The following is a 21,698-nucleotide window of genomic DNA, read 5'->3' as shown; positions in this document are numbered from 1 at the left end:
CAAAAATCTGATATTTGTCTTACCCCTTCGGCTCAATGCCTTTCTGCCGTAACGCCTCACGCGCCAGGTTTTTAAACCAGTTCGCCAGACTCACGCCTTGTGCTGCGGCTTCGGCGTCGAGTTGTTCACGTAATGCCGGGTCAATACGCATCCTGAATTGTGGAGCCTGTCCACCAATTGTCGATTTCTTATCTCTTTTTGCAATTGACAAGGGGTCACCTACAATTTAATTTAGCTTATGTAAGTGGTCACCCTAACACAGTGAAACCACCATAAACAACGCCCCGGCGTGCGCGAACACTACCGGGGCGTCTAACCACAATCGTTATACGGAGTAACGCTATGGCTAACGCTAATAGTACCACATTCGCTCGTCCTGAAATCATGCTCCCCGAGTCAGATACCGACTCTGCGATCCCGCTTCTGCTTTCTGCGCCGCTGGGTAACAGCCTGGATTTATTCGAGTTACTCGACCGCTGCCGTCATCATGCCGACGCGTTGCTTGAAAGCGACAATCACACCGAGCGCATGGCGCTGTGCGGGCGGTTGCTGGCCGGGCTGGACGTGTTAAGAAGCGCATTACAAGCGCCCTTACCGCCGCATCTGATCGACAGGCTCACCACCGATGCGGCCACGCCGGGCCACTATCGCTGCCCCCTCGCAACAGATTCCGAAACATTACGGGAATACTGCGCGGCGCTCACGCTGCTGTTATTACAACATCAGCAAACGGCGCAACAGCAAGAATCGGTGACCGGGCTGTTATCTGAATTAATCTCAGTGCTGGTGACGGATCTTAAAGCGCCACGCTTTGTTCAGACTGAGGCCGGGTTAATGATGATTGGCGGTGAAGGCGGAAAGGGCGTTCATTAAATGCCTGTACGCTGATGAAAATGGCATCAGTGTGGTTATAATGTACGGAGAATATCCGTACATTACTGTAAGCGACATGATATGAACACGATTAAAAAAGGGCGCTTTGACTTCCGTCTCGATGAAAAACTGAAGCAGCAAATGGAGGAAGCCGCCGGCCTGCTCTCTGTACCGGTTTCCTCATTTGTGACCGAAGCCATACGAGAACGTGCAGCCCGGGTGATCAATGAGCATCGTAGACTTCTGGTGGATGAACAAGCGTGGGATATGATCCATTCACTGCTGGAAAATCCTCCTGAACCCACCGATCGGCTGAGAGCTATCGCGGCCCGTTTTGATGATGAAGAGACATGGATGTGGCAGAAAAAATAACGCTCAGGATCGAGCCTTTTGATCTCAATAAAACCTACCGGTATGAGAATTTTTGCTGTGGTGTAATGCAGTTAGATAACTTTCTAAAACAGCAAATGCCCGTTCAGCAACAGCGGCGAATATTGCGCTGCTATGTGCTTGTGACGAATGAAACCGTACCGGAAATTTTGGGTTTTTATACCCTTTCCGGTGCCTCTTACGAAAGGGCGCATTTATCTGCCAGCCAGCAACGAAAACTCCCTTATAAAAATCTGCCCTGCGTATTGTTAGGCAGACTGGCGATTGATCAACGGGCGCAGGGCTATGGGTTTGGAGAAAAACTCATTTTCGATGCGATTAAACGTACCTGGCTAACGGCGGGGGTAGTGGGAATTTACGCATTATTTGTCGAGGCAAAAGATGAAAGCGCGGTGGCATTTTATCGATCGCTGGGGTTCGTTCTTTCTCGTCAGGATACGCGAACAATGTTCTTTCCGTGTAGCCAGTTTGAAAAACTCACAACGTTCGTTGCTTCGTAGATGGAGTATGGAGATACTTAAGCATCAAAAATCATCCCTGTTTTGCGCCGCCGGTTGGTCCCTGTCGGACATAAAGTCATCGCTGACTCCCTCGCCATCAAACCAGCTATCCCAGCGTTCTCCTGCGGGCGTGATGATACGGGTACGGCCAACTGCGACAATCTCAACATGCTTAACGTCTTCCGGTAACGAAACGGCTTTTGGCAAGCGAACCGCCTGACTGCGGTTGCTCTTGAATACCGTCGTTTTTCCCATCATGGCCTCCGCTATGTGTACAACTTTTAAACTATAAGATTAAAAGTCTCATGGGATATGTCAATGGGATATACATTTAATTGCGGCCACGAATCCAGACAAAAACGCCAGCGTTTCGCTGGCGTTTTCACTTATTGCCCCTCTACAACGTCGCGGGTGTCCTTTGGCGCAGCGGCGGGGACACCATTTGCAGCTTTAGTGGCGGGGCGGGCAGCAGGTTATCGTTGATCCCCTGCTTAATATCCACATACGAAATCCCGCCTGTAGAATTGTGATGCACCGTGAGCACGCGCGCTTTATTCAGCTCGGTGACCAGTTCCGGGGTGATATGGAAACTGACCGCCAGCTCTTTGGCCGCCAGCGCCGGACGGCGTTTGCGGCGCTCCACGCGAAAGCGTAGCTGGTTATATTTAGCCCACAGGATCAGCACCAGCCCGTTCATCAGCGCGATAAGGAAATACAGCGCCAGGGTAACCAGGGTGGATTCAAACGGGCGCGGCCCCATAAAGGCGTTTTCCGACAGCGCTTTAACCAGCCCAAGATAGATCAGATAAGCGAATCCCAGCCAGGCGGCAACGGTCATCAAAAAATCGATAAACTTCGGCAGCTTGCGCTGTTCAGTGAATATTAATGGATGTTCCATCGTTATATTCTCCCAATACCACGGTCAGGGCTCACCCAACGCGCGCGGGCGCGCTGGCGTTTCAACATGACTTTCGGGAAGGCCACGAGGGTAGTGAACAAACTCAGCATCCAGTACACCACCGGGAACCAAATCACCCAGAACAGCGAGCCGGCGATGCCCTTTTCATAGCGGCGCTCAATCAGCAGGCTGACCAGGAACTGCACTAAACACACCACGCCTAACATCAGCCCGGTAAAGGCCGGCGGGAACAGGCTGTGGATTTTCAGGTCTTCTGGCATCGGCACCAGGTAACCCAGCACAAACAGCGCCACGCTCATGGCGTAGGCAAAGGCCCAGGTGGTGGAGAGCGTAAACTCCCAGTACAGCGGCCACATGCGGCGATATTCCCAGGCGGCCAGGCGGCGCATATTCACCAGGAACACTTCCGCGCCGCCCTGCGCCCAGCGCAGACGCTGTTTCCACAGGCCTTTTAGCGTTTCCGGCATCAAAATCCAGCACAGCGCGCGCGGTTCGAAGAAGATTGACCAGTGGCGCAGCTGCAATTTCCAGCTGATATCAATGTCTTCGGTGATCATATCCGGGCTCCAGTAGCCCACTTCCGCCAGTGCGCTGCGGCGGAACGCGGCGATCACCCCGGAAACGGTAAACACCTGCCCGTAAATACGCTGGGTACGCTTAATCAGCCCGATGATGGAGGAGAATTCCCCCACCTGCACGCGGCCAATCAGCGTGGAGCGGGTGCGGATGCGCGGGTTGCCGGTCACCGCGCCGACGCGTGGGAACTGCAACAGCGGCGCGACCAGATAGGCGGCGGTATCGCGATCCAGCAAGGCATCGCCGTCGATACACACCAGGAAGTCGCTGCGCGCGGCGGCGGCCCCGGTTTTCAGCGCCACCGCTTTCCCCTGGTTTTCCGCCAGGTGGATCACCCGCAGGCGCGGATACTCCGCAGCCAGTTGGTCGAGCACCTCGGCGGTGTTATCGGAAGAACCGTCGTTAATGGCGATCACTTCAATGTTTTCATAGCGCTGCGCCATGGCGGCTTCTATCGTTTCCCGCGCGTTCAGCCCCTCGTTGTAACAGGGGATCAGAATGGAAATCAGCGGGTTGCCTTCCAGCACCGGCGGGGGCACATCTTTGCCCCACGGCCATTTGCGCTCGCGATAGAACCAGAAGTAAATCCCGCCGGTGATCCAGATGGCGGACATAAACAGCGGCCAGAAGAACACGAAGTTCAGCATCATTTCGCCGGTAAAGATCACCGCCACGCCGAGCGGGATACTGAATACCAGGCAAAGAACGAGAAAAGCTATTAAGCGATCAATCATTTTTCGGATACCAGTAAGATGAGAATGCCGGTCTGACTTGCGACATCTCAGGCTTATCGTTTATGAAATCATCAGGGTAGTAACCAAAGTGTCTGGCGCCGCTCATCTGGAGCTGCTTCATCCATTCGGCTAACTGCGCACCGCTGATTTCCGAGTGATTGTCATCCTTGTTCCAGTCCCTGGCCTGAAGTTCAAAGACCGTCTTATTCAGGGCATTCGGGTCTTTTGCGACTGTTCGTACCAGCTTATCCAGCCAGGCATTACTCTCGTTTAACGGCACGCCTTCCATAAGTGGCATCGCCATCGGCGCGACCCAGTCGTAGGTTGAGAGAAAATCGTTCATGTTTTGCGCAAACCAGGCTTCGCTTTCCGGTTCGAGGATCGGCATCGCGTAGATGTTGCGCGAGGTTTTGACATACGGGCCGCGGATCTCCCGCACCGCCTGAGTCAGGGAGCGGGTAAAGTCGATCAGATAGCGGCTCTTGTAGCGCGTCCAGCGCTGGAACGTATCCGGGTTGCTGCGAATATCGCTGATGGTGCCGTTGAAGCCCGCGGCGTGATAGGCGTTCATCGCCACCGGGCTGGCGTCTTCAAAATCCGTCAGCATCGCGTCGTCATGGAACAGCACGCCGCGGAACGACGCGTAGCGCGCCAGATCCTGGTAAAGCTGAGTGATTTGCTGGCGGCCTTGCGGGCTCCACGGTGATATCCGCTGATAGTGCTGCTTGCCCATGGCAATCCGATTGGTTTTCGGGTCCCAGGCCTGCACGCGAGGGATCGATTTTTCCAGGTCAACGGCCAGTACCGGCATCCATGCATACACCACCGCGCCCGCGCGGGTGGATAACTGCCAGGCCATATAGTTAAACAGATCTTCACGCACCGGCAGGACGCTGTTATTGAAGTACACCGATCGCACGGTGCCGTCGCCCGTCGGGTCGGCGAAGGCCTGCAAATAGACATGGGTGATTTTCATGTCGAATACGCGCTGGATCAGCTTGTCGATATTGCGTTTCTGCTGTTCCGGATTTTTGTCGTACACATAATCGAGATCGACATGCATCACGCGTTTCGGCCAGACTTCCTGCACCTGGTTCAGGGTGTTGGCGAATTCGCGGATATTCGGGTTATCGGAAATCAGCACGCGCGGAATACTGCTGAGATCGCTGGCGTTCGCCAGGCCGTCCTGGAGAGTGAACGCCATCTGGTAGCCATGTCTTTTGGCGATAGCCAGCGAGGTGCCATTGGACGCGCCGTATGGCCAAACCCAGGCGCGCGGTGCTTTGCCGGTGACCTGAGTGATTTTATCGGTAATGCGCACCACGTCGTTTTCGATACGTTGGGTGAACTGCTCGTCGGTTTCATATTTACCGGTGTTTTTGTCATACAACCGGTTGGCGACGGCGGGTAACTGGCTCCCCTGCGGGTTGGCCTGGCTGCCGTAGTGCGAGTTCCAGGTATGGGAACCGATTTCCACGAGGTGCGACTTGCTTAGCTCCCGCACCATATCCCAGGTGGCGAACTTCTTGCGCTCGGTCATCAGGCCGCCGAAATTCACCTTTTGGTTCGGCGGCGCGTCGACCCAGCTTCCCACCGGAGCCCACAGCGCAGGGAATTTATAGGCCTGCAACAGCGGCCAGACGCGGTCATAGAAACTGCGGTAACCGTCATCAAAGGTCAGTAATACGGCTTTGGCAGGCAACGGACGGACGCCATTATGGGCATCAAGAATTTGCTGAACGCTAACCGGGTGATAGCCGTGGTCGCGCAGCCAGGCCATCTGATCGTTCAGCGCACTGGTACGCACCGATAAATAGCGCTGATCGGCAGCGTTATCTTCCACGTCATGGTAGCCGAGTACCAGAAAGCTGTTCTGCGGCCAGGGGCGGTTCGCTTCCAGCTGCGGACGCTGATCCGGCGGCAGGAAACGGGGCTTTTGTGCGTTACCGCAGGCGGTGATCAGTAACCAGGACGCCACCAACAGTGCGATACGGAACACTTGTTTCAGCATGATTAATCCTTAAAACCGTACATTCAGATCAAAGGCGACGCCAAGGTTTTGCTCACGTTTCCCGTCGTAGGGACGTTTGTCCCAGGTCAACATGACGCCGGCATCGAAGGTATTGTTTAACTGCAACCGCTGACCGTATCCCACCTGGGTAATCAAACCGGTGTCGTAATTTTTCTGCCAGTAGGCACCTACGCCTGCGGCAAACTGTTGGCTCCATACCGTTTCGTAACGGCGGTACATGATGTGTTCCGCCTGAATCGCGGGCGTAACGGAAAAGTCCTGTTTCGGGTTGAAGTAGGGCACGTTCTCTTTGCTGTTGGTGCTGCCGTACAGGCTGGGGGTGAAATCGAGCGTGAAAGTCGGACGGGTCAACATCCGCTCTTTGCCGCTCAGGCCGAATTCCCAGCGGTTGTTGCCGTCAGAGAACCAGCTCGGCGCGACGCTGAGCTGGTATTCCCGGCGCTCGTTCTGATACCAGCGTACATACGCGGTGCCGCCATCCGCCGTTACGTCGTTACGCATGGCGCGCAGCGGGGTGTTTTGCGACAGCCGCTCGGCGGAACCGCCGACACGCCAGTTATCGTTGAAGTCGTGCCAGCCGGAGAGCCGTGCACCTAACTTATTGCCGCCGTTGTAGTTGCGGTTCGATAGCTCGGCTTCAACCCAGTAATCGCGGGCGCGCCATTCGATACCGCCCAGCGCATCCCGGGTAATGCCTTTGCCTTCTTCAAACTCGCTGTTGGCGTAGTTGAACCCGGCGAACAGCCGCCAGTTATCGCCCATCGGCGGGCCATAAATCGCCGAGTTGAGTGTGAAGTCGTGGCTACCGCTCACCGGGCTGTCGGAGTCAATGCCCTGCGAGCCGCTGATGCGCAGTTCCGATTTATGGTGAATATCGCGGATGCGGTCGAGACGCTGGGTGGCCGGATCTTCAGCGCTCCGGTCGACCACGTCATCGGTCAGCAGATCCATTTGCCGCCACTCCTGGAGATCGAGCGCGACGTAGGCCTGCTGGCGTTCCAGCTCCAGGTTAGAAGGCTCCAGCGCTTCGGCGATTTTCAACTCCCGCTCGGCGGCGCGGGGTAATCCGCGCGCGTCCAGTACCGACGCGTAGTTAATCACCAGCCCCTGGTTGCCCGGCGCGCTGCGCGCCAGGTTATAGCTGAGTTTTTCGGCGGCGGGCAGGTCGTTGGTCATCACCTCGTACTGCACCAGCAGGGTGCGGCCCAGTAGCCACTTATCGTTCGGCCCCGGCGTCGGCGAGCCGTAGAAGTGCCGCTGGTACGGGCTTTTTGCGAGGATCTGCCCCACTTCCTGCTGGGCTAAGGCGTAGTTCTCGCTTTCCATGTAGGCATAGAACAGATCCTGTTCATCGTCGGTGGGCAGGTTCACGGCGTTGGTTGGCCCGAACAGCTCGGAAAACAGCTTTTGCGCTTCCTGGGGTTTACGGTCGGCCAGATACGCCGAAGCGGCCCAGCGGCGGGCGTAATCCGGCACCGGTTTGCCGTCGGCCAACAGAGATTCATACTCGCTGACCACTTCGCTGTAGCGGTTACGGTTCAACAGCGCGCCGAGGCGGTCCACGCGGGCGCGGCGATATTCCACCGCGGCATCGGGATTGTCTTTCCATTTATTCAGCAACACGTCGTAACGGGCGAGGGCTTTATCGGCCACTAAAAAGCGTTCGCGCTCGTTGCGGGTGGAAGTGAAAGACATGCGTACCAGTTCTGCGGCGGCGTCGGCTTCCAGGGTGCGTTCAAATTGCGGAGAAATGTTGGCGGACTGCGACATATTCAGCGCCGGGCCGGAGATGCGGTTGGCCGACAGCGTGCCGAGCAGCGACTTTTCCAGTTCGGCATTAGTTGGCTCAATCCCTTCGGCGCGGGTGGTGGCGAACAGCGTATCCCAGCTTTTACCCTGCGAACGATACACATAAGCCAGCAGCTGATAGTTCCTGGCGCTTGGATCGGCGACCAGCATCGCTTCGGCCTCCTCCAGGGCGCGATAATTTTGCTTCGCGTCTGCCAGCGTCATGACCCAACCGACGTGCAGGTCCTCGTTTTTGGGCTCAATCTGGCGCGCCTGCTCCCATAAACTGAGCGAGGTATTCCACTGCTTTTGATTGCGATACGCCCGCGCGGCGGCAGCGACGCCCCTGACGGGGATATCCATACTGGTGTGATAGCGCTGCCAGACGCGGGTCACTTCCGCATCATTGCCTGACCATCCCGCCACCTGTAGCCAGTCGGCCACCTGGTTGGCATTCAGCTCATTTTGTTGTTCCTGGGCACGCATATAATCGAGCAACCCGCGCGTATTCCCTTCACGCGCCTGAATAATGAGTTGGTCGTAGTTGCTATCCGCTGCGTTTGCCAGGATGGGAAAAAATAAACATAAACCCAGAGCGCAGGACGCTCTTAAACCTTGCCTGAAGGCAATCTTTTTATATTGCTGTGCGGTACGCATAACACCCCTTATATTTTTTATTCCTGCCCGAGACAGTCAACGCTACACATTGCCTATTGCAATACGTACAAAACAAGGTCGGAGAATGACGAACTTTCCCCAGATTTCATAAGTAAATTCATACGAAAGGCTTATTGACCACCCGGTCAGAGATATTTGTGAAACTCCCTATTCACAGGTGAAAACGCAAAAATTATATCAAGCGAAATTTATGTGTCCAGATTATTTACAGCTTCAAAATTATTTCTTAACAAAGTTACTCAGGATTATAGTTAATCTTTTACCGCTGAAAGTATGATTCTTGAAAAATTAATTTTTCAGCAATCTATGTATATTCAATGACTTGTGATGTGGTGTTTCTTAAGAAAAATTAATAATTATTAATTTTAGCTGCTGCGTTGTTGGTCAAAAGAGTGACGCCGATCATGATCTCAGACAAACTTGCTCGTTCAGGCAAAGCCTTGTCCCTTATATATTTAAGCGGATTTTTGTACAATTTTGGACATGTTTCACGAGGGTTGTACACTTTGATTAGCATTATTTTGCTATTGCTTTTGCATCTCAAATGAAAAACCAGTGTATTTATATCCATAGTTGTTAATTAATTTCGCCAACGCGTGCGCTGGTGGATTAAAGGGCGGGAAATTATTCAAACGTCGTATTGCATATTTGACAAAATAAGCTACGCGCTATTTGTTTACCCCATGATGAATTACCTGGTGATTATTTCGATGCGGCAGGAATAATAATTCTGAGCTGTTCCCGGCGTTTCCCCGTGGATTATGCTCGCGCGATGTCGTTAATACAGTGGCTTACACTGGCAATAACCGCTAATGATGATGACCTTAGCGTCTATACTCTTCGCCAGAGGATAACAACAGGCGCAGACGATTTGCGTGCGGCGAAGGCGCAGCCGGATTAATCTTTAAAGCCCTGCCGGGCCTGATTAAAACTCCCCGCAATGCAGTATACTCTGGCCGCGCAGGGTAATGATGAGCGTATCCTGCGAGTAGCCGTATCTTTGGAGAAAGAGCTTGCGAGTCAGTCGTTCGTTAACGATAAAGCAGATGGCGATGGTTTCTGCCGTCGCTGTGGTTTTTATTTTCATTTTTGTTGTGATTTTGCTTTTCCATTTCGCACAGCAAAATCGTTATCACACCGCGATGCAGATGGAAAGCATTGCCCGTTCCGTGCGCCTGCCGCTTTCCGCTGCCGTGCTGAAAGCCGATATCCCGGAAGCCGAGGCCATCCTTAAGCAGATCAAACCCGCTGGCATCATCAGCCGTGCGGATGTGGTGCTGCCCAATCAGTTCCAGGCGTTGCGCTTGAGTTTTACGCCGGAAAGACCGATTCCGGTCATGATCGCGCGTATTTTTGAAATTCCGGTGCAAATCTCTCTGCCGCTCTATTCGCTGGAGCGCCCCGCCAATCCGCAGCCGCTGGCCTATCTGGTGCTGCAGGCGGACTCCTGGCGGATGTACAAATTCATAATCAGCGCCATTTCGACGCTGGTGACTTCGTGGCTGCTGCTGTCGCTGATGCTGTCTGTGGCGATCACCTGGTGCATCAACCGGCTGATGGTGCGTCCGTTGCGCAAACTGGCGCGCGAGCTCAACCATCTGGACGCCCAGGATGTGCTGGGGCACCAACTGACCCTGCCGCGCCTGCATCATGACGATGAGATTGCCATGCTGGTGCGCAGCTACAACCGCAATCAGCAAACGCTGCTGCGCCAGCACGAAGAAATCACCTCGCAGGCCACGCGCTTCCCGGCAACGGAATTACCCAATAAGCCGCTGTTGATGGCGCTGCTGGAGCAGTCCACCGGCAACAGCCACCCGCTGGCGCTGTTGGTGATTGCCTGCGAAACATTGCAGGACGTCGCGGGGGTATTAAATGAAGAACAGCGTGAAGTCCTGCTGCTGACGCTGGTGAGCAAACTCAAAGCGGCGCTGCCGCCGCGCATGGTGCTGGCGCAGGTCAGCCATTACGATTTCGCGATTATCGCTCACGGCGTAAAAGAGCCCTGGCACGCCATTACCCTGGCGCAGCGCCTGCAAAAAGAACTGGGTGAAAAGCTGCCGATTAACGGTATTCAGCTACGCCCCACCGCCAGTATCGGCATCGCTATGTTCTACGGCGGCCTGAGCCCGGAGCAGCTTTACCGTCGGGCGATATCCGCCGCCTTCAGCGCCCGCCGCAAAGGCAAAAACCAGATCCAGTTCTTCGATCCGGTACAGATGGCACTGGCGCAAAAGCGTCTGACCGAAGAGAGCGACATTATTACCGCGCTGGACAGCGATCGGTTCGCCATCTGGCTACAGCCGCAGGTGGATTTACGCAGCGGTGAACTGGTCAGTGCGGAAGTGTTGCTGCGCCAGAAACAGCCGGACGGTAACTGGACGTTGCCGGAAGATTTAATCGACCGCATTGAGTCCTGCGGATTGATGGTCACGGTGGGACACTGGATCCTGGAAGAGTCCTGCCGGCTGCTGGCGGCCTGGCAGTCGCGCAATATTGATTTGCCGCTGTCGGTGAACCTCTCGGCGCTCCAGTTATTGCATCACAATATGATGAACGACGTGCTGGAGCTGCTGTCGCGTTATCACATCAAACCGGGCACCCTGATCCTCGAAGTGACCGAAAGCCGACGTATCGACGATCCGGACGCGGCGGTTAACATTCTGCGCCCGCTGCGCCAGGCCGGGGTGCGCATTGCGCTGGATGATTTTGGCATGGGTTACGCCAGCCTGCGTCACTTGCATCATATGAAGTCCGTGCCGGTGGATGTGTTAAAAATCGACAGAAACTTCGTAGAAGGCCTCCCGGACGACCACAGTATGGTCTCCGCGATTATCGCGATGGCGAAAAGCATGGAGCTGGACGTGATTGCTGAAGGGGTGGAAAACGATGCCCAGCGCCAGTGGCTGGCTGACGCGGGTGTGGTCGTTGCTCAGGGATATCTGTTTGGCAAAGCGGTGACGCCAGCCGAGTTCGAAAAAAACTGGTTACCTCACCCGAAAGTATGAGGTTTTAACGCAGCGTGACGACATGGGCTGGTGCGAGTCAGCTCATGTTTTTTAACATTTATGTTTCAATTTTGATTCATTGTTATATCTGCGTCGTTTGGTGGGTGTTATTTTTAGCGCCACGGGTTGCATAAAGACCTTATGAAGTCTGTGGAAATCTCCTCGCAAGGACACCCTATGAAAATCTCATTATTCAAAAGTCTCTATTTTCAGGTTCTGGCCGCCATCGCTATCGGGATTTTACTCGGTCATTACTACCCTGAACTCGGCGCGCAGATGAAGCCGCTGGGCGATGCGTTCGTTAAGCTGATTAAAATGGTTATCGCGCCGGTTATTTTCTGTACCGTGGTGACCGGCATCGCGGGTATGGAAAGCATGAAAGCGGTAGGGCGCACCGGCGCGGTGGCGCTGCTCTACTTTGAAATCGTCTCGACGCTGGCGCTGATTATCGGTCTGGTGATCGTGAATATCGTGCAGCCTGGCGCAGGCATGAACGTCGACCCGGCCACGCTCGATGCCAAAGCCGTCGCCGTGTATGCCCAACAGGCGGAACAGCAGGGGATTGTGGCGTTCCTGATGGACGTGATCCCGAACAGCGTCATCGGCGCGTTCGCCAGCGGCAACATCCTGCAAGTGCTGCTGTTCGCGGTAATGTTTGGTTTTGCGCTGCATCGCCTGGGCAACAAAGGCCAGCTGATTTTCAACGTGATTGAAAGCTTCTCGCAGGTGATTTTCGGCATCATCAACATGATTATGCGTCTGGCCCCTATCGGCGCGTTCGGCGCGATGGCGTTTACCATCGGCAAATATGGCGTCGGCACCCTGGTACAGCTCGGCCAGTTGATTATCTGCTTCTATATCACCTGTATTCTGTTCGTGGTGGTGGTGCTCGGCAGTATCGCCCGGGCCACCGGCTTCAGTATCTTCAAGTTCATTCGCTATATCCGTGAAGAGTTGCTGATTGTACTCGGCACCTCGTCGTCTGAATCCGCGCTGCCGCGTATGCTGGATAAGATGGAAAGGCTGGGCTGCCGCAAATCGGTGGTGGGGCTGGTGATCCCGACAGGTTACTCGTTTAACCTCGATGGCACGTCGATTTATCTGACCATGGCGGCGGTATTTATTGCCCAGGCCACCAACAGCCATATGGATATTTTCCATCAAATCACGCTGCTGGTGGTGCTGTTGCTCTCCTCAAAAGGTGCCGCAGGGGTGACCGGTAGCGGATTTATCGTGCTGGCCGCCACCATTTCCGCCGTTGGGCATTTGCCGGTGGCAGGCCTGGCGCTGATCCTCGGCATCGACCGTTTTATGTCGGAAGCGCGTGCGTTAACCAACCTGGTGGGCAACGGCGTGGCGACAGTCGTGGTCGCGAAATGGGTTAAAGAGCTGGACCAGAAAAAGCTCAATGACACCCTGAATAACCGCGAAAGTAACGAAACGAAACAACAATTATCCTCTTGATATCACTCATTTGCCCGCGGCGGCTTGCCCTGGCCGCGGGCTCCTGCGCATAATTGCCCTAATTTTTACTTTTTAACGTGACGTTTTTCAGTTTGCGCGGTCAAACGCTGTAGCGAAACGTTACCTTAGGTGGCCCACGTAAAAAGGACGGGCCATCTTTGCTTGTTTTTAACCAGGAATGTTGATCAGGGGTTCACATGCAGGGCACATTTACTCGAATTTTCACCGGCGGCTTGCTGTTAGCTATCGTCGGTAACGTGCAGGCAGAAGCGCTCCAGCCGGACCCGGCATGGCAACAGGGCACACTTTCAAATGGTTTTCAGTGGCAAGTTCTGGCTACTCCGCAGCGTCCCAGCGATCGCATCGAAATCCGACTGTTAATCAATACCGGTTCACTGACTGAAAGCACCCAACAAACGGGTTATAGCCACTTTCTGCCCCGGGTTGCGCTGACCCAAAGCGGCAGCTTACAGCCGGTTCAGGCTCGCTCCATGTGGCAGCAAAGCGTTGACCCTAAACGCCCTATGCCGCCCGCCATCGTTTCTTACGACTTCACACAATACAATCTCAGCCTGCCGAACAGCCGCAATGATCTGCTAAAAGAGTCGTTAACCTGGCTGGCGGATGCCGCCGGCAATCTGAACATTACCCCGCAGAGCGTAACCCACGCGCTGCAAACTCAGGATATGGTGCTGACGGCACCGGCTGATACTAAAGAAGGCAGCTGGCGCTACCGCCTGAAAGGCTCGACGCTGTTGGGCCATGATCCCTCCGAATCACCGAAGCAACCGGTGGATGTTGAACATCTGAAGGCGTTTTATCAAAAATGGTATACGCCGGATGCCATGACGCTGATCGTGGTCGGCAATATCGACAGCCGCGCGGTTGCGGAACAAATTAACAAAACCTTCGGCAACCTGAAGGGCAAACGCGAAACCCCTGCGCCGGTACCGACGCTTTCTCCGCTGCGCCATGATCCCGTCAGCATTATGACAACCGCCGTGCGCCAGGACCGTCTTGGCATCACCTGGGATACGCCGTGGCAGCCGATCCGCGAATCCAGCGCGCTGCTGCGCTACTGGCGCGCCGATCTGGCCCGGGAAGCGCTGTTCTGGCACGTGCAACAGTACTTAACCCGCAGCAACGTCAAAGATCTCAATCTGGGCTTTGACTGCCGGGTGCTGTTCCAGCGCGCGCAGTGCGCTATCAATATCGAATCGCCGGGCGAGAAGCTGGACAGCAACCTGAATCTGGTGGCGAAAGAACTGGCGAATGTGCGCAGCAAAGGGCTGGCAAAAGAGGAGTTTGACGCGCTCATCACGCAGAAAACCGCCGAGCTGCAAAAGCTGTTCGCGACCTATGCCCGCACTGACACCGATATTCTGATTAACCAACGGCTGCGCACGCTGCAAAACCAGGTGGTGGATATCGCGCCGGAGCAATACCAGAAGTTGCGCCAGGATTTCCTCAACGGCTTAACGGTGGAGCAACTGAACCAGGATCTGCGCCAGCAGTTGTCTCATGAAATGGCCTTGATTCTGTTGCAGCCGAAAGGCGAGCCGGAATTTGATATGAAGGTGTTGAAAGCGACCTGGGACAAAATCATGGCCCAGGAACCCGTTATAGAAGAACCCACGCCTGAAGGCGATGCGGGCGCACCTGCCGCGCAGTAATGAAAAAACCCGGCGCTAAAGAGAGCCGGGTTTTTTGTTTTCGGGTGATTTCTTCACCTTATTTCTTCATCTGCGACAAAATCACCTGACACTGATTCGCTTCGCCTTCCGACGGAGAAATCAGCGCCAGCAGCGCGGCGGCCGGCGTGACCAGCGTCGCCAGCGCCGCAGCCACCGCACCGCGGGCAATCAACGGCCCCGGCTTCACGCCGTAATCCGGGTTTTTAAAGGTCCCGCGCACGTACAGCGGCGAGCGCAGCGTGACAATACGTATCCCTTTACTTTCCGGATCGATGGTTAAATCGAGCTGCTCCGAGGCGAAGCTGGCGGTGCCGGTGATGTTGACCACCGCGTTTTCCGTGTCGAACGCGAAGATTTGCGGGCGCGCCACGCCACGGCGGATATCCAGGTTAGCGGCGGCGCAGTTGACGCGGACTTCTTCATCACCAAAGATTTGCCCGACCAGGAAGTTACCCACGTTCAGACCGAGGATTTCCATCAGGTTGCGGCTAATCAGCCCGTCGTTCATCAGCAGCTTCAGATTACCGTCGCTGCTGCCCAGCAGGGCGGCGATTGAGTTGCCGGTGCCGCGGAACTCGGCATCGCCGTTCATTTCACCGAGGGTTTTCTGCATCAGTTCCACGTCCGGCATCAACTGTTTGAGCTTCAGGCGGCGCGCCTGGATATCGGCCTCGCCGCGCATCGGGTTTTGCTTGCCGTCGAGGTGGATGTTAGAGGCAATGGTGCCGCCCGCCATGCCGAATTTAAGCGGCTTGAGGCGCAAATCGCCGTTATTCAGCAGGATATGGGTGGAGAGATCGCTCAGCGGCAGAGTCGTGCTGTGCTCGATGCGCCGTCCTTTAAACCGCACATCGGCGTCCATGGTATCCCACTTATCCGTCTCGAACTTGTCATACGGCAGCACCTTGCCCGCTGGCTGCGTGGACTTTTCGCCTTTTTTCTGTTCGGACTGGCGGCTCTTCTCCGCGCCTTTACCGGTATCCACCCCAATCAGCGGACCTAAATCCGCCAGCCGCAGCTGGCGCGATTCCAGATCGCCTTCCAGTTTCGGACGTGGTTTACGCTGGCTGTAGGTTAGCGAACCGCGAATGTCGCTGTCGCCAATGCGCCCACGGAAGCCGCGATAGTCGTAAACCGAGCCTTTTTCGGCATCGATTTTCGCCACCAGCCGTCCATCGGTTTCGAACGGCGGGGTATCCGGCAGCAGGACGCCGGTCAGTTCATACAGCTCCCCTAATGAATCGCCGCTGAATTTAAGCTGGAGATCCACGCCGCCCATTTTCATGGGATCATTCACGGTGCCCTGAAACGCCACCCGTGTATTGCCGGAGCGAATATCGGCCTGCACCGGGAACGGCGTGCCTTCGCTGCGTAGCGCCAGCATACCGCCAATTTTCCCGCTGCCCTGGACGCTTTGCTGGTTATAACGGCCCTTCATTTTCAAACCAAAAATGTAATCGCCGGGTTTTTTATCGTCGTCTTTGGCTTTTTGGCCGCTCACTTCGCTGTACGGCAGCGGTTTACCTAGCGGATCCACCAGGATTTCCACATCGGCTTTAGAGACGCTGTCATCCACCGCGATGCGGCCCTCATCGAACAGAATATTGTCCAGACGGAACGACCAGGAAGAGGGTTGCTGTGGCTCGTCTTCGCTATCGCTTTTCGCCATATCGAAGGTCCAGTTATTGGTTTTTTCATTAATGCGGATCAGCCGGGCATCGGGTTTAACCAGCTTAATCCAGGGCAGATAAATGGTTTTCGACAGTAGCGCCAGCGGGGCCAGCGTGGCTTCCACGCGCGGCAGATGCACCATGGTGATGGCAGGGATGTCCGGCGGGTTGCCGAGGATAATATCGTTGGCGTACACATGGGGCCACGGCACCCAACTGCGCCAGCCCGGCTCGTCGCGGTTACGCGCCCAGGCGACGCTCAGATCGCCGCGAATAGCAAACGGACGGTTCAGTTCAGTAGAAACTTTTTGGTTGATGGTTGGCTTCAGCCGATTCCAGTCAAATGTCGCAATAACAATGACAATCACCACAACCAACAACAAAAAAGCGCCTGCTACTCCGCTTATAATTTTTCCGGTTCGCGTCATGCCCACCTCTGTCTGATTTCTGATTATCTTTTTTAATAAAGATAGTTCAGGCCAGAGAAAGGGCATCAGAGCAGCAGCATTTCTACCTCATCCAGGGTGCTGAAACAGACCGGACGCGACAGGTAATAGCCCTGGGCCGCCAGCGCGGGCGATCCCTGAACGTCCTGCCACTCTTCCACGGTTTCGATGCCCTCGACGATCACGCCATTGCAGTAGCGGTTCATCAGTTGCAGCAACTGAGTAAACAGATTGCGCCCTTCCGGCGTGGTGCGCAGCATGATAAACAGCTCGCGCGCCACTTTGATGTAGTCATAGCGCACCTCGCTTAAGGCCGAGAAATTCGCCATGCCGGTGCCGAAATCGTCCAGCCACAGCGGGCCGAATTCACTCATGCCCGCAAGGTTGGAGTCTTCTGGCAGGCGGATATGCTCCACCAGTTCAAAGCGCACCCAGGGCAGTTCGTTGACCAGTTGCAAAATGTCGCTGCGCTCGCGCATGGCGATAAGCGTGGGACCATCGACATTCACCGACGCCAGCACCTCGTGGCGCAGGAAGAAATTTTCCCGTTGCTGGAGCATCCGCAGCTGTTCTTCAATCACGCTCAGGCGCAGGCGTACCGGGATAGCGGCAAAATAGCGATCCGGCGCGATGCGCTGTTGTGGGGTGGCAGGATGCGTGACGACCGTCAACAGCTCCACGGCCAGCAGTTTGCCGTTGGTTTTATAGATTGGCTGATAAGTATAAGCACGCTCACACTGCAACCAATATCGATGCTCTTCTAAATTTTCGATACTCGCGGCGGGCATTGTCAGCCGGTGAGTGACCTGCTTTAACTTCATCGTCATCGTCCTGTTAAACGGGGTGACATACCTGGACATTGGAATTATCGGCCCCGCGCTTGAGAACTTTATGTTCCGGTCGACACCATTTCTGGCAGTTTTTTGGGGATTTAGTTTCGGGATCGCCACCTGGCTCAAAAAAATTATCGGAACATTGTTTTAAAATATTTGACGACTTTTCGTTCGCAGCACACACTGCGCATAATATTGATAATCCGGGTTGGCCACTATGTCGTTGAAAAAGATTGCCGTCATTGGCGAATGCATGATTGAACTGTCGCAGAAAGGCGCGGAAGTAAACCGCGGATTTGGCGGCGATACGCTGAATACCTCTGTTTATATCGCGCGTCAGGTTGATGCCCAGGCGCTGGGCGTGCACTACGTCACCGCGCTGGGTCAGGACAGCTTCAGCCAGCAGATGCTGGAAGCGTGGCAGGCTGAGCAGGTGCAGACGTCGCTGATCCAGCGTATGGAAAACCGCCTGCCGGGCCTGTACTACATCGAAACCGACGCCGCCGGCGAGCGTACCTTTTACTACTGGCGCAACGAAGCCGCCGCGCGTTTCTGGCTGGAGAGCGAGCAGGCGCCCGCCATTTGCGCCGAACTGGCGCAGTTTGATTACATCTATTTAAGCGGCATCAGCCTGGCGATCTTAAGCCCGGAAAGCCGTGAGAAATTGCTGGCGCTGCTGCGCCAGTGCCGCGCCAACGGCGGGAAAGTTATTTTCGACAACAACTACCGTCCGCGTCTGTGGGCCAGCAAAGAGGTGACCCAGCAGGTTTATCAGCAGATGCTGACCTGCACCGATATCGCCTTCCTGACGCTGGATGACGAAGACGCGCTGTGGGGCGAGAAGCCGGTTGATGAAGTCGTCGCCCGCACGCAGGCGGCAGGCGTCAGCGAAGTGGTGATTAAGCGCGGTGCGGATTCTTGCCTGGTGGCGATTGCCGGCGAGCCGCTGCTGGAAGTCCCGGCGGTGAAATTGCCGAAAGAGAAAGTGATCGACACCACCGCAGCAGGCGACTCGTTCAGCGCGGGTTATCTGGCGGTGCGTCTGACTGGCGGCGATGCCGAAGCGGCAGCGAAGCGTGGTCACCTCACCGCCAGCACCGTGATCCAGTATCGCGGCGCGATTATTCCGCGTGAGGCGATGCCGCAGTAATTGATGCCAGCGGCGGGTAGATATCGAAGCGATGGCTTTTGGTCGTCACCGCCGACTGGGTGGCGACGCCCGCCAGCGGCGGCGCATAGTCGGGGCGTTTGACCACAATGCGTTTGGTCGCCAGACGCCGGGCGGGTTCCAGTAATCCGTCCGCGTCGATATCCGGCCCCACCAGCGACTGAAACACCCGCATCTCTTTTTTCACCAGCGCGCTTTTCTGCTTGTGGGGAAACATCGGATCCAGATAGACCACCTCAGGTCGTGGCGTGATATTTTCCAGCGCCGTCAGGCTGGAGGCGTGGATCAGATGCAGCCGTTCCCGCAGCCAGGGGCCGATTTCCGGGTCCTGATAGCCGCGCGCCAGACCATCGTCCAGCAGCGCCGCCACCACCGGATTGCGTTCCAGCATCCGCACATGGCACCCCACCGACGCCAGCACAAAGGCATCACGCCCCAGGCCCGCCGTGGCATCCACCACATTCGGCAGATAATCGCCCTTAATGCCCACGGCTTTGGCGACCGCTTCGCCGCGTCCGCCGCCGAATTTACGGCGATGGGCCATCGCGCCGGAGACAAAATCGACAAAAATCCCGCCGAGCTTCGGCTCATCGCGCTTGCGTAGTTCCAGACGATCCGCCGTCAGCACCAGCGCCATCGGGTTATCCGCGTCGTGGTTCAGCCCCCAGCGCTGGGCCAGAAGTGATAAGGCGCCGTCTCCGGCGCCTGTTTCATCAATTAAACAGATGTTCACGAGGAGGGTTAACCCTTAATGCCATAGTGTTCCAGCATCGCATCCAGTTGCGGTTCGCGGCCACGGAAGCGTTTGAACAGCTCCATCGGCTCTTCGGAGCCGCCGCGGGTCAGGATGTGATCGAGGAACGACTGGCCGGTTTGGCGGTTAAAAATCCCTTCTTCTTCAAAGCGGGAATACGCATCCGCCGCCAGCACATCGGCCCACAGGTAGCTGTAATAACCCGCCGCATAGCCGCCTGCGAAAATGTGGCTGAAGGCGTGCGGGAAACGGCCCCATGACGGACCCGGGATCAGCGCGACCTGGCTCTTAATTTCTGCCAGGGTTTCGAGGATTTTCGCCCCGAGGTCCGGGCTGAACTCCGCATGCAGGCGGAAATCAAACAGGCCGAACTCCAGCTGGCGCAGGATAAACATTGCCGCCTGGTAGTTTTTCGCCGCCAGCATTTTTTCCAGCAGCGCCTGCGGCAGCGGTTCGCCGGTTTCATAATGGCCGGAGATAAACGCCAGCGCGTCCGGTTCCCAGCACCAGTTTTCCATAAACTGGCTCGGCAGCTCTACGGCATCCCACGGCACCCCGCTGATGCCCGCCACCCCTGGGGTTTCGATGCGCGTCAGCATATGGTGCAGGCCGTGGCCGAATTCGTGGAACAGGGTGATCACTTCGTCGTGGGTAAACAGCGCCGGTTTGCCATTCAGCGGACGGTTGAAGTTACAGGTGAGATAGGCCACCGGTTTTTGCAGCGAGCCGTCGGCTTTGCGCATCTGGCCGACGCAATCATCCATCCACGCGCCGCCGCGCTTGTTTTCACGGGCGTACAGGTCGAGATAGAAGCTGCCGCGCAGTTCGCCGCTGTCGTCATACAGCTCGAAGAAGCGCACATCCGGATGCCAGACGTCCACGTCTTTGCGCTCCTGAGCGCTGATGCCGTAAATGCGTTTAACCACTTCGAACAGGCCGTTAACGGCTTTGTTTTCCGGGAAGTAGGGACGCAATTGCTCGTCGCTGATGCTGTACAGGTGCTGCTTCTGTTTTTCACTGTAGTAGGCGATATCCCACGGATGCAGTTCGTCCACGCCGTGTTCGGCTTTGGCGAATGCGCGCAACTGGGCCAGCTCTTTTTCACCCTGCGGACGGGCGCGTTTTGCCAGATCGGTTAAGAAATCCAGCACCTGCTGCGGGTTTTCCGCCATTTTGGTGGCGAGGGATTTATGGGCATAGTTTTCGAAGCCCAACAGCTCCGCCAGTTCATGACGCAGCGCCAGGATCTCTTCCATAATCGGGCTGTTATCCCATTTCCCGGCGTTCGGGCCCTGGTCAGAGGCGCGGGTGCTGTAGGCGCGGTACATCTCTTCACGCAGCGCCTGGTTGTCGCAATAGGTCATCACCGGCAGGTAGCTCGGGATATCCAGCGTCAGCAGATAACCCTGCTGCTCTTTGGCTTCGGCCTGGGCTTTGGCGGCGGCCAGCGCGCTTTCCGGCATCCCGGCGAGCTCAGATTCATCGGCAACCAGCTTGCTCCAGCCCATGGTGGCGTCGAGCACGTTGTTACTGTAGGTGGAACCCAGCTCGGACAGTCGCGCAGCGATTTCGCCATAGCGCTGCTGTTTGTCTTTCGGCAGACCGATGCCGGAAAGTTCAAAATCGCGCAGGGCGTTATCCACCGCTTTTTTCTGCGCGGTATCGAGGGCGGCGTAATGCTCGCCGTCGCGCAGATCGCGATACGCGTTATACAGCCCTTCGTGTTGACCGACCCAGGTGCTGTATTCGGACAGCAGCGGCAGGGTTTGCTCGTAGGCTTCGCGCAGTTCCGGGCTGTTCTGCACCGAATTGAGGTGGCTGACCGGCGAGAAAATGCGCCCTAAACGATCGTCCACTTCCGCCAGCGGCTGGCACAGCGTCTCCCAGCGGTACGGCGCACCTTTCGCGACCACGTCTTCCACACGCTGACGGCAGGCATCCAGCGCTTGCGTCACAGCGGGCACCACATGTTCGGGTTTAATGGCGGAGAAGGGCGGCAACTCGAAAGGGACGAGTAATGGATTGGTCATAAGCGCGTTCCTGATTAAAAGGTAAGTGAAGCGCGTCAAGCGGCGCTTTGTTCATTGTGTGGTGATCTGGGGTTTAGTGTAGTGGATTTCAATGGTCGCCGTCGGCAATCCCCGGTCGGGTTAACTTTCCGGTATACTGTC

17 protein-coding genes are annotated in these 21,698 nt (G+C 55.9%); 7 read left to right on the top strand and 10 right to left on the bottom strand.

The features are described 5' to 3' along the window. Positions 1-19: 19 nt before the first annotated feature. On the bottom strand, positions 20-211 hold the full coding sequence (locus FHW74_RS11525; protein ID WP_183170569.1) for a toxin-antitoxin system HicB family antitoxin: 192 nt from the start codon (positions 209-211) through the stop codon (positions 20-22). Between the two features lie 131 nt (positions 212-342). Between FHW74_RS11525 and FHW74_RS11520 the strand changes: the two genes are divergently transcribed. The 3 genes from FHW74_RS11520 (at position 343) to FHW74_RS11510 (ending at position 1,763) form a co-directional block, all read left to right on the top strand. After that, positions 343-873 carry a hypothetical protein gene (locus FHW74_RS11520; RefSeq protein ID WP_183170568.1) on the top strand — a complete coding sequence of 177 codons (531 nt, stop codon included), beginning with the start codon at positions 343-345 and terminating at the stop codon, positions 871-873. 81 nt (positions 874-954) lie between these two features. Continuing rightward, positions 955-1,245, top strand: coding sequence for a DUF1778 domain-containing protein (locus tag FHW74_RS11515; protein WP_183170567.1), 291 nt, complete (start codon positions 955-957; stop codon positions 1,243-1,245). Next, the gene (locus FHW74_RS11510) at positions 1,224-1,763 is read left to right on the top strand and encodes a GNAT family N-acetyltransferase (protein WP_183170566.1); all 540 of its coding nucleotides are present in this window, start codon (positions 1,224-1,226) and stop codon (positions 1,761-1,763) included. Before FHW74_RS11515 ends, FHW74_RS11510 begins: the two co-directional genes overlap by 22 nt. A 24-nt stretch (positions 1,764-1,787) precedes the next feature. Here FHW74_RS11510 and vapB read toward each other — a convergent pair whose 3' ends face one another. From vapB to pgaA, 5 genes are all read right to left on the bottom strand, one after another. After that, positions 1,788-2,018, bottom strand: a complete 231-nt coding sequence (gene vapB, locus FHW74_RS11505) for a type II toxin-antitoxin system VapB family antitoxin (RefSeq protein ID WP_183170565.1) — start codon at positions 2,016-2,018, stop codon at positions 1,788-1,790. A 142-nt stretch (positions 2,019-2,160) separates the two neighbouring features. Continuing rightward, entirely contained in the window at positions 2,161-2,661 is a 501-nt protein-coding gene (pgaD, locus tag FHW74_RS11500; protein WP_183170564.1) for a poly-beta-1,6-N-acetyl-D-glucosamine biosynthesis protein PgaD, read from the bottom strand. A 2-nt stretch (positions 2,662-2,663) separates the two neighbouring features. Beyond that, a complete protein-coding gene (pgaC, locus tag FHW74_RS11495; RefSeq protein WP_183170563.1) occupies positions 2,664-3,992 on the bottom strand; it encodes a poly-beta-1,6-N-acetyl-D-glucosamine synthase in 1,329 nt (442 codons plus the stop codon). Beyond that, positions 3,985-6,003, bottom strand: coding sequence for a poly-beta-1,6-N-acetyl-D-glucosamine N-deacetylase PgaB (pgaB, locus tag FHW74_RS11490; protein WP_183170562.1), 2,019 nt, complete (start codon positions 6,001-6,003; stop codon positions 3,985-3,987). The genes pgaC and pgaB overlap by 8 nt, the downstream gene beginning before the upstream one ends. A gap of 9 nt (positions 6,004-6,012) precedes the next feature. Continuing rightward, positions 6,013-8,469 (bottom strand): poly-beta-1,6 N-acetyl-D-glucosamine export porin PgaA, encoded by a 2,457-nt coding sequence (gene pgaA / locus FHW74_RS11485; protein WP_183170561.1) that lies wholly within the window; start codon positions 8,467-8,469, stop codon positions 6,013-6,015. Between the two features lie 1,034 nt (positions 8,470-9,503). On the opposite strand from pgaA, the gene hmsP reads away from it, so the two are divergent. From hmsP to FHW74_RS11470, 3 genes are all read left to right on the top strand, one after another. Then, complete coding sequence (gene hmsP, locus FHW74_RS11480) at positions 9,504-11,498, top strand: biofilm formation regulator HmsP (protein WP_183170560.1); 1,995 nt, start codon at positions 9,504-9,506, stop codon at positions 11,496-11,498. Positions 11,499-11,675: 177 nt separating this feature from the next. Beyond that, on the top strand, positions 11,676-12,962 hold the full coding sequence (locus tag FHW74_RS11475) for a dicarboxylate/amino acid:cation symporter (RefSeq protein ID WP_183170559.1): 1,287 nt from the start codon (positions 11,676-11,678) through the stop codon (positions 12,960-12,962). 197 nt (positions 12,963-13,159) lie between these two features. Beyond that, on the top strand, positions 13,160-14,635 hold the full coding sequence (locus FHW74_RS11470; RefSeq protein WP_183170558.1) for a pitrilysin family protein: 1,476 nt from the start codon (positions 13,160-13,162) through the stop codon (positions 14,633-14,635). A gap of 58 nt (positions 14,636-14,693) precedes the next feature. Here the strand turns inward: FHW74_RS11470 and FHW74_RS11465 are convergent, their stop codons facing one another. After that, on the bottom strand, positions 14,694-16,754 hold the full coding sequence (locus tag FHW74_RS11465) for an AsmA family protein (protein ID WP_183170557.1): 2,061 nt from the start codon (positions 16,752-16,754) through the stop codon (positions 14,694-14,696). Between the two features lie 65 nt (positions 16,755-16,819). After that, a complete protein-coding gene (gene pdeH / locus FHW74_RS11460) occupies positions 16,820-17,593 on the bottom strand; it encodes a cyclic-guanylate-specific phosphodiesterase (RefSeq protein ID WP_183170556.1) in 774 nt (257 codons plus the stop codon). A gap of 229 nt (positions 17,594-17,822) precedes the next feature. Here pdeH and FHW74_RS11455 point away from each other — a divergent pair, with 229 nt between their 5' ends. Beyond that, positions 17,823-18,755: a sugar kinase gene (locus tag FHW74_RS11455; protein WP_183170555.1), complete on the top strand. Its 933-nt coding sequence runs from the start codon at positions 17,823-17,825 to the stop codon at positions 18,753-18,755. Here the strand turns inward: FHW74_RS11455 and rsmJ are convergent. Beyond that, positions 18,727-19,506, bottom strand: coding sequence for a 16S rRNA (guanine(1516)-N(2))-methyltransferase RsmJ (rsmJ, locus tag FHW74_RS11450; protein ID WP_183170554.1), 780 nt, complete (start codon positions 19,504-19,506; stop codon positions 18,727-18,729). The two genes, FHW74_RS11455 and rsmJ, sit on opposite strands and share 29 nt — an antisense overlap. 8 nt (positions 19,507-19,514) lie before the next feature. Then, on the bottom strand, positions 19,515-21,557 hold the full coding sequence (gene prlC / locus FHW74_RS11445; protein ID WP_183170553.1) for an oligopeptidase A: 2,043 nt from the start codon (positions 21,555-21,557) through the stop codon (positions 19,515-19,517). Between the last annotated feature and the right edge of the window lie 141 nt (positions 21,558-21,698).

The sequence above is a fragment of the Atlantibacter sp. RC6 genome, assembly GCF_014193285.1.
In the GTDB taxonomy this organism is placed as follows: Bacteria; Pseudomonadota; Gammaproteobacteria; order Enterobacterales; family Enterobacteriaceae; genus Atlantibacter.
This window is presented reverse-complemented; position numbering and strand designations above follow the sequence as displayed.

Coding starts and splice junctions, on each gene's coding strand:
- FHW74_RS11520 (WP_183170568.1), top strand. CDS start 343: ATGGCTAACGCTAATAGTACCACATTCGCTCGTCCTGAAATCATGCTC.
- FHW74_RS11515 (WP_183170567.1), top strand. CDS start 955: ATGAACACGATTAAAAAAGGGCGCTTTGACTTCCGTCTCGATGAAAAA.
- FHW74_RS11510 (WP_183170566.1), top strand. CDS start 1,224: ATGGATGTGGCAGAAAAAATAACGCTCAGGATCGAGCCTTTTGATCTC.
- vapB (WP_183170565.1), bottom strand. CDS start 2,018: ATGGGAAAAACGACGGTATTCAAGAGCAACCGCAGTCAGGCGGTTCGC.
- pgaD (WP_183170564.1), bottom strand. CDS start 2,661: ATGGAACATCCATTAATATTCACTGAACAGCGCAAGCTGCCGAAGTTT.
- pgaC (WP_183170563.1), bottom strand. CDS start 3,992: ATGATTGATCGCTTAATAGCTTTTCTCGTTCTTTGCCTGGTATTCAGT.
- pgaB (WP_183170562.1), bottom strand. CDS start 6,003: ATGCTGAAACAAGTGTTCCGTATCGCACTGTTGGTGGCGTCCTGGTTA.
- pgaA (WP_183170561.1), bottom strand. CDS start 8,469: ATGCGTACCGCACAGCAATATAAAAAGATTGCCTTCAGGCAAGGTTTA.
- FHW74_RS11475 (WP_183170559.1), top strand. CDS start 11,676: ATGAAAATCTCATTATTCAAAAGTCTCTATTTTCAGGTTCTGGCCGCC.
- FHW74_RS11470 (WP_183170558.1), top strand. CDS start 13,160: ATGCAGGGCACATTTACTCGAATTTTCACCGGCGGCTTGCTGTTAGCT.
- FHW74_RS11465 (WP_183170557.1), bottom strand. CDS start 16,754: ATGACGCGAACCGGAAAAATTATAAGCGGAGTAGCAGGCGCTTTTTTG.
- pdeH (WP_183170556.1), bottom strand. CDS start 17,593: ATGAAGTTAAAGCAGGTCACTCACCGGCTGACAATGCCCGCCGCGAGT.
- FHW74_RS11455 (WP_183170555.1), top strand. CDS start 17,823: ATGTCGTTGAAAAAGATTGCCGTCATTGGCGAATGCATGATTGAACTG.
- prlC (WP_183170553.1), bottom strand. CDS start 21,557: ATGACCAATCCATTACTCGTCCCTTTCGAGTTGCCGCCCTTCTCCGCC.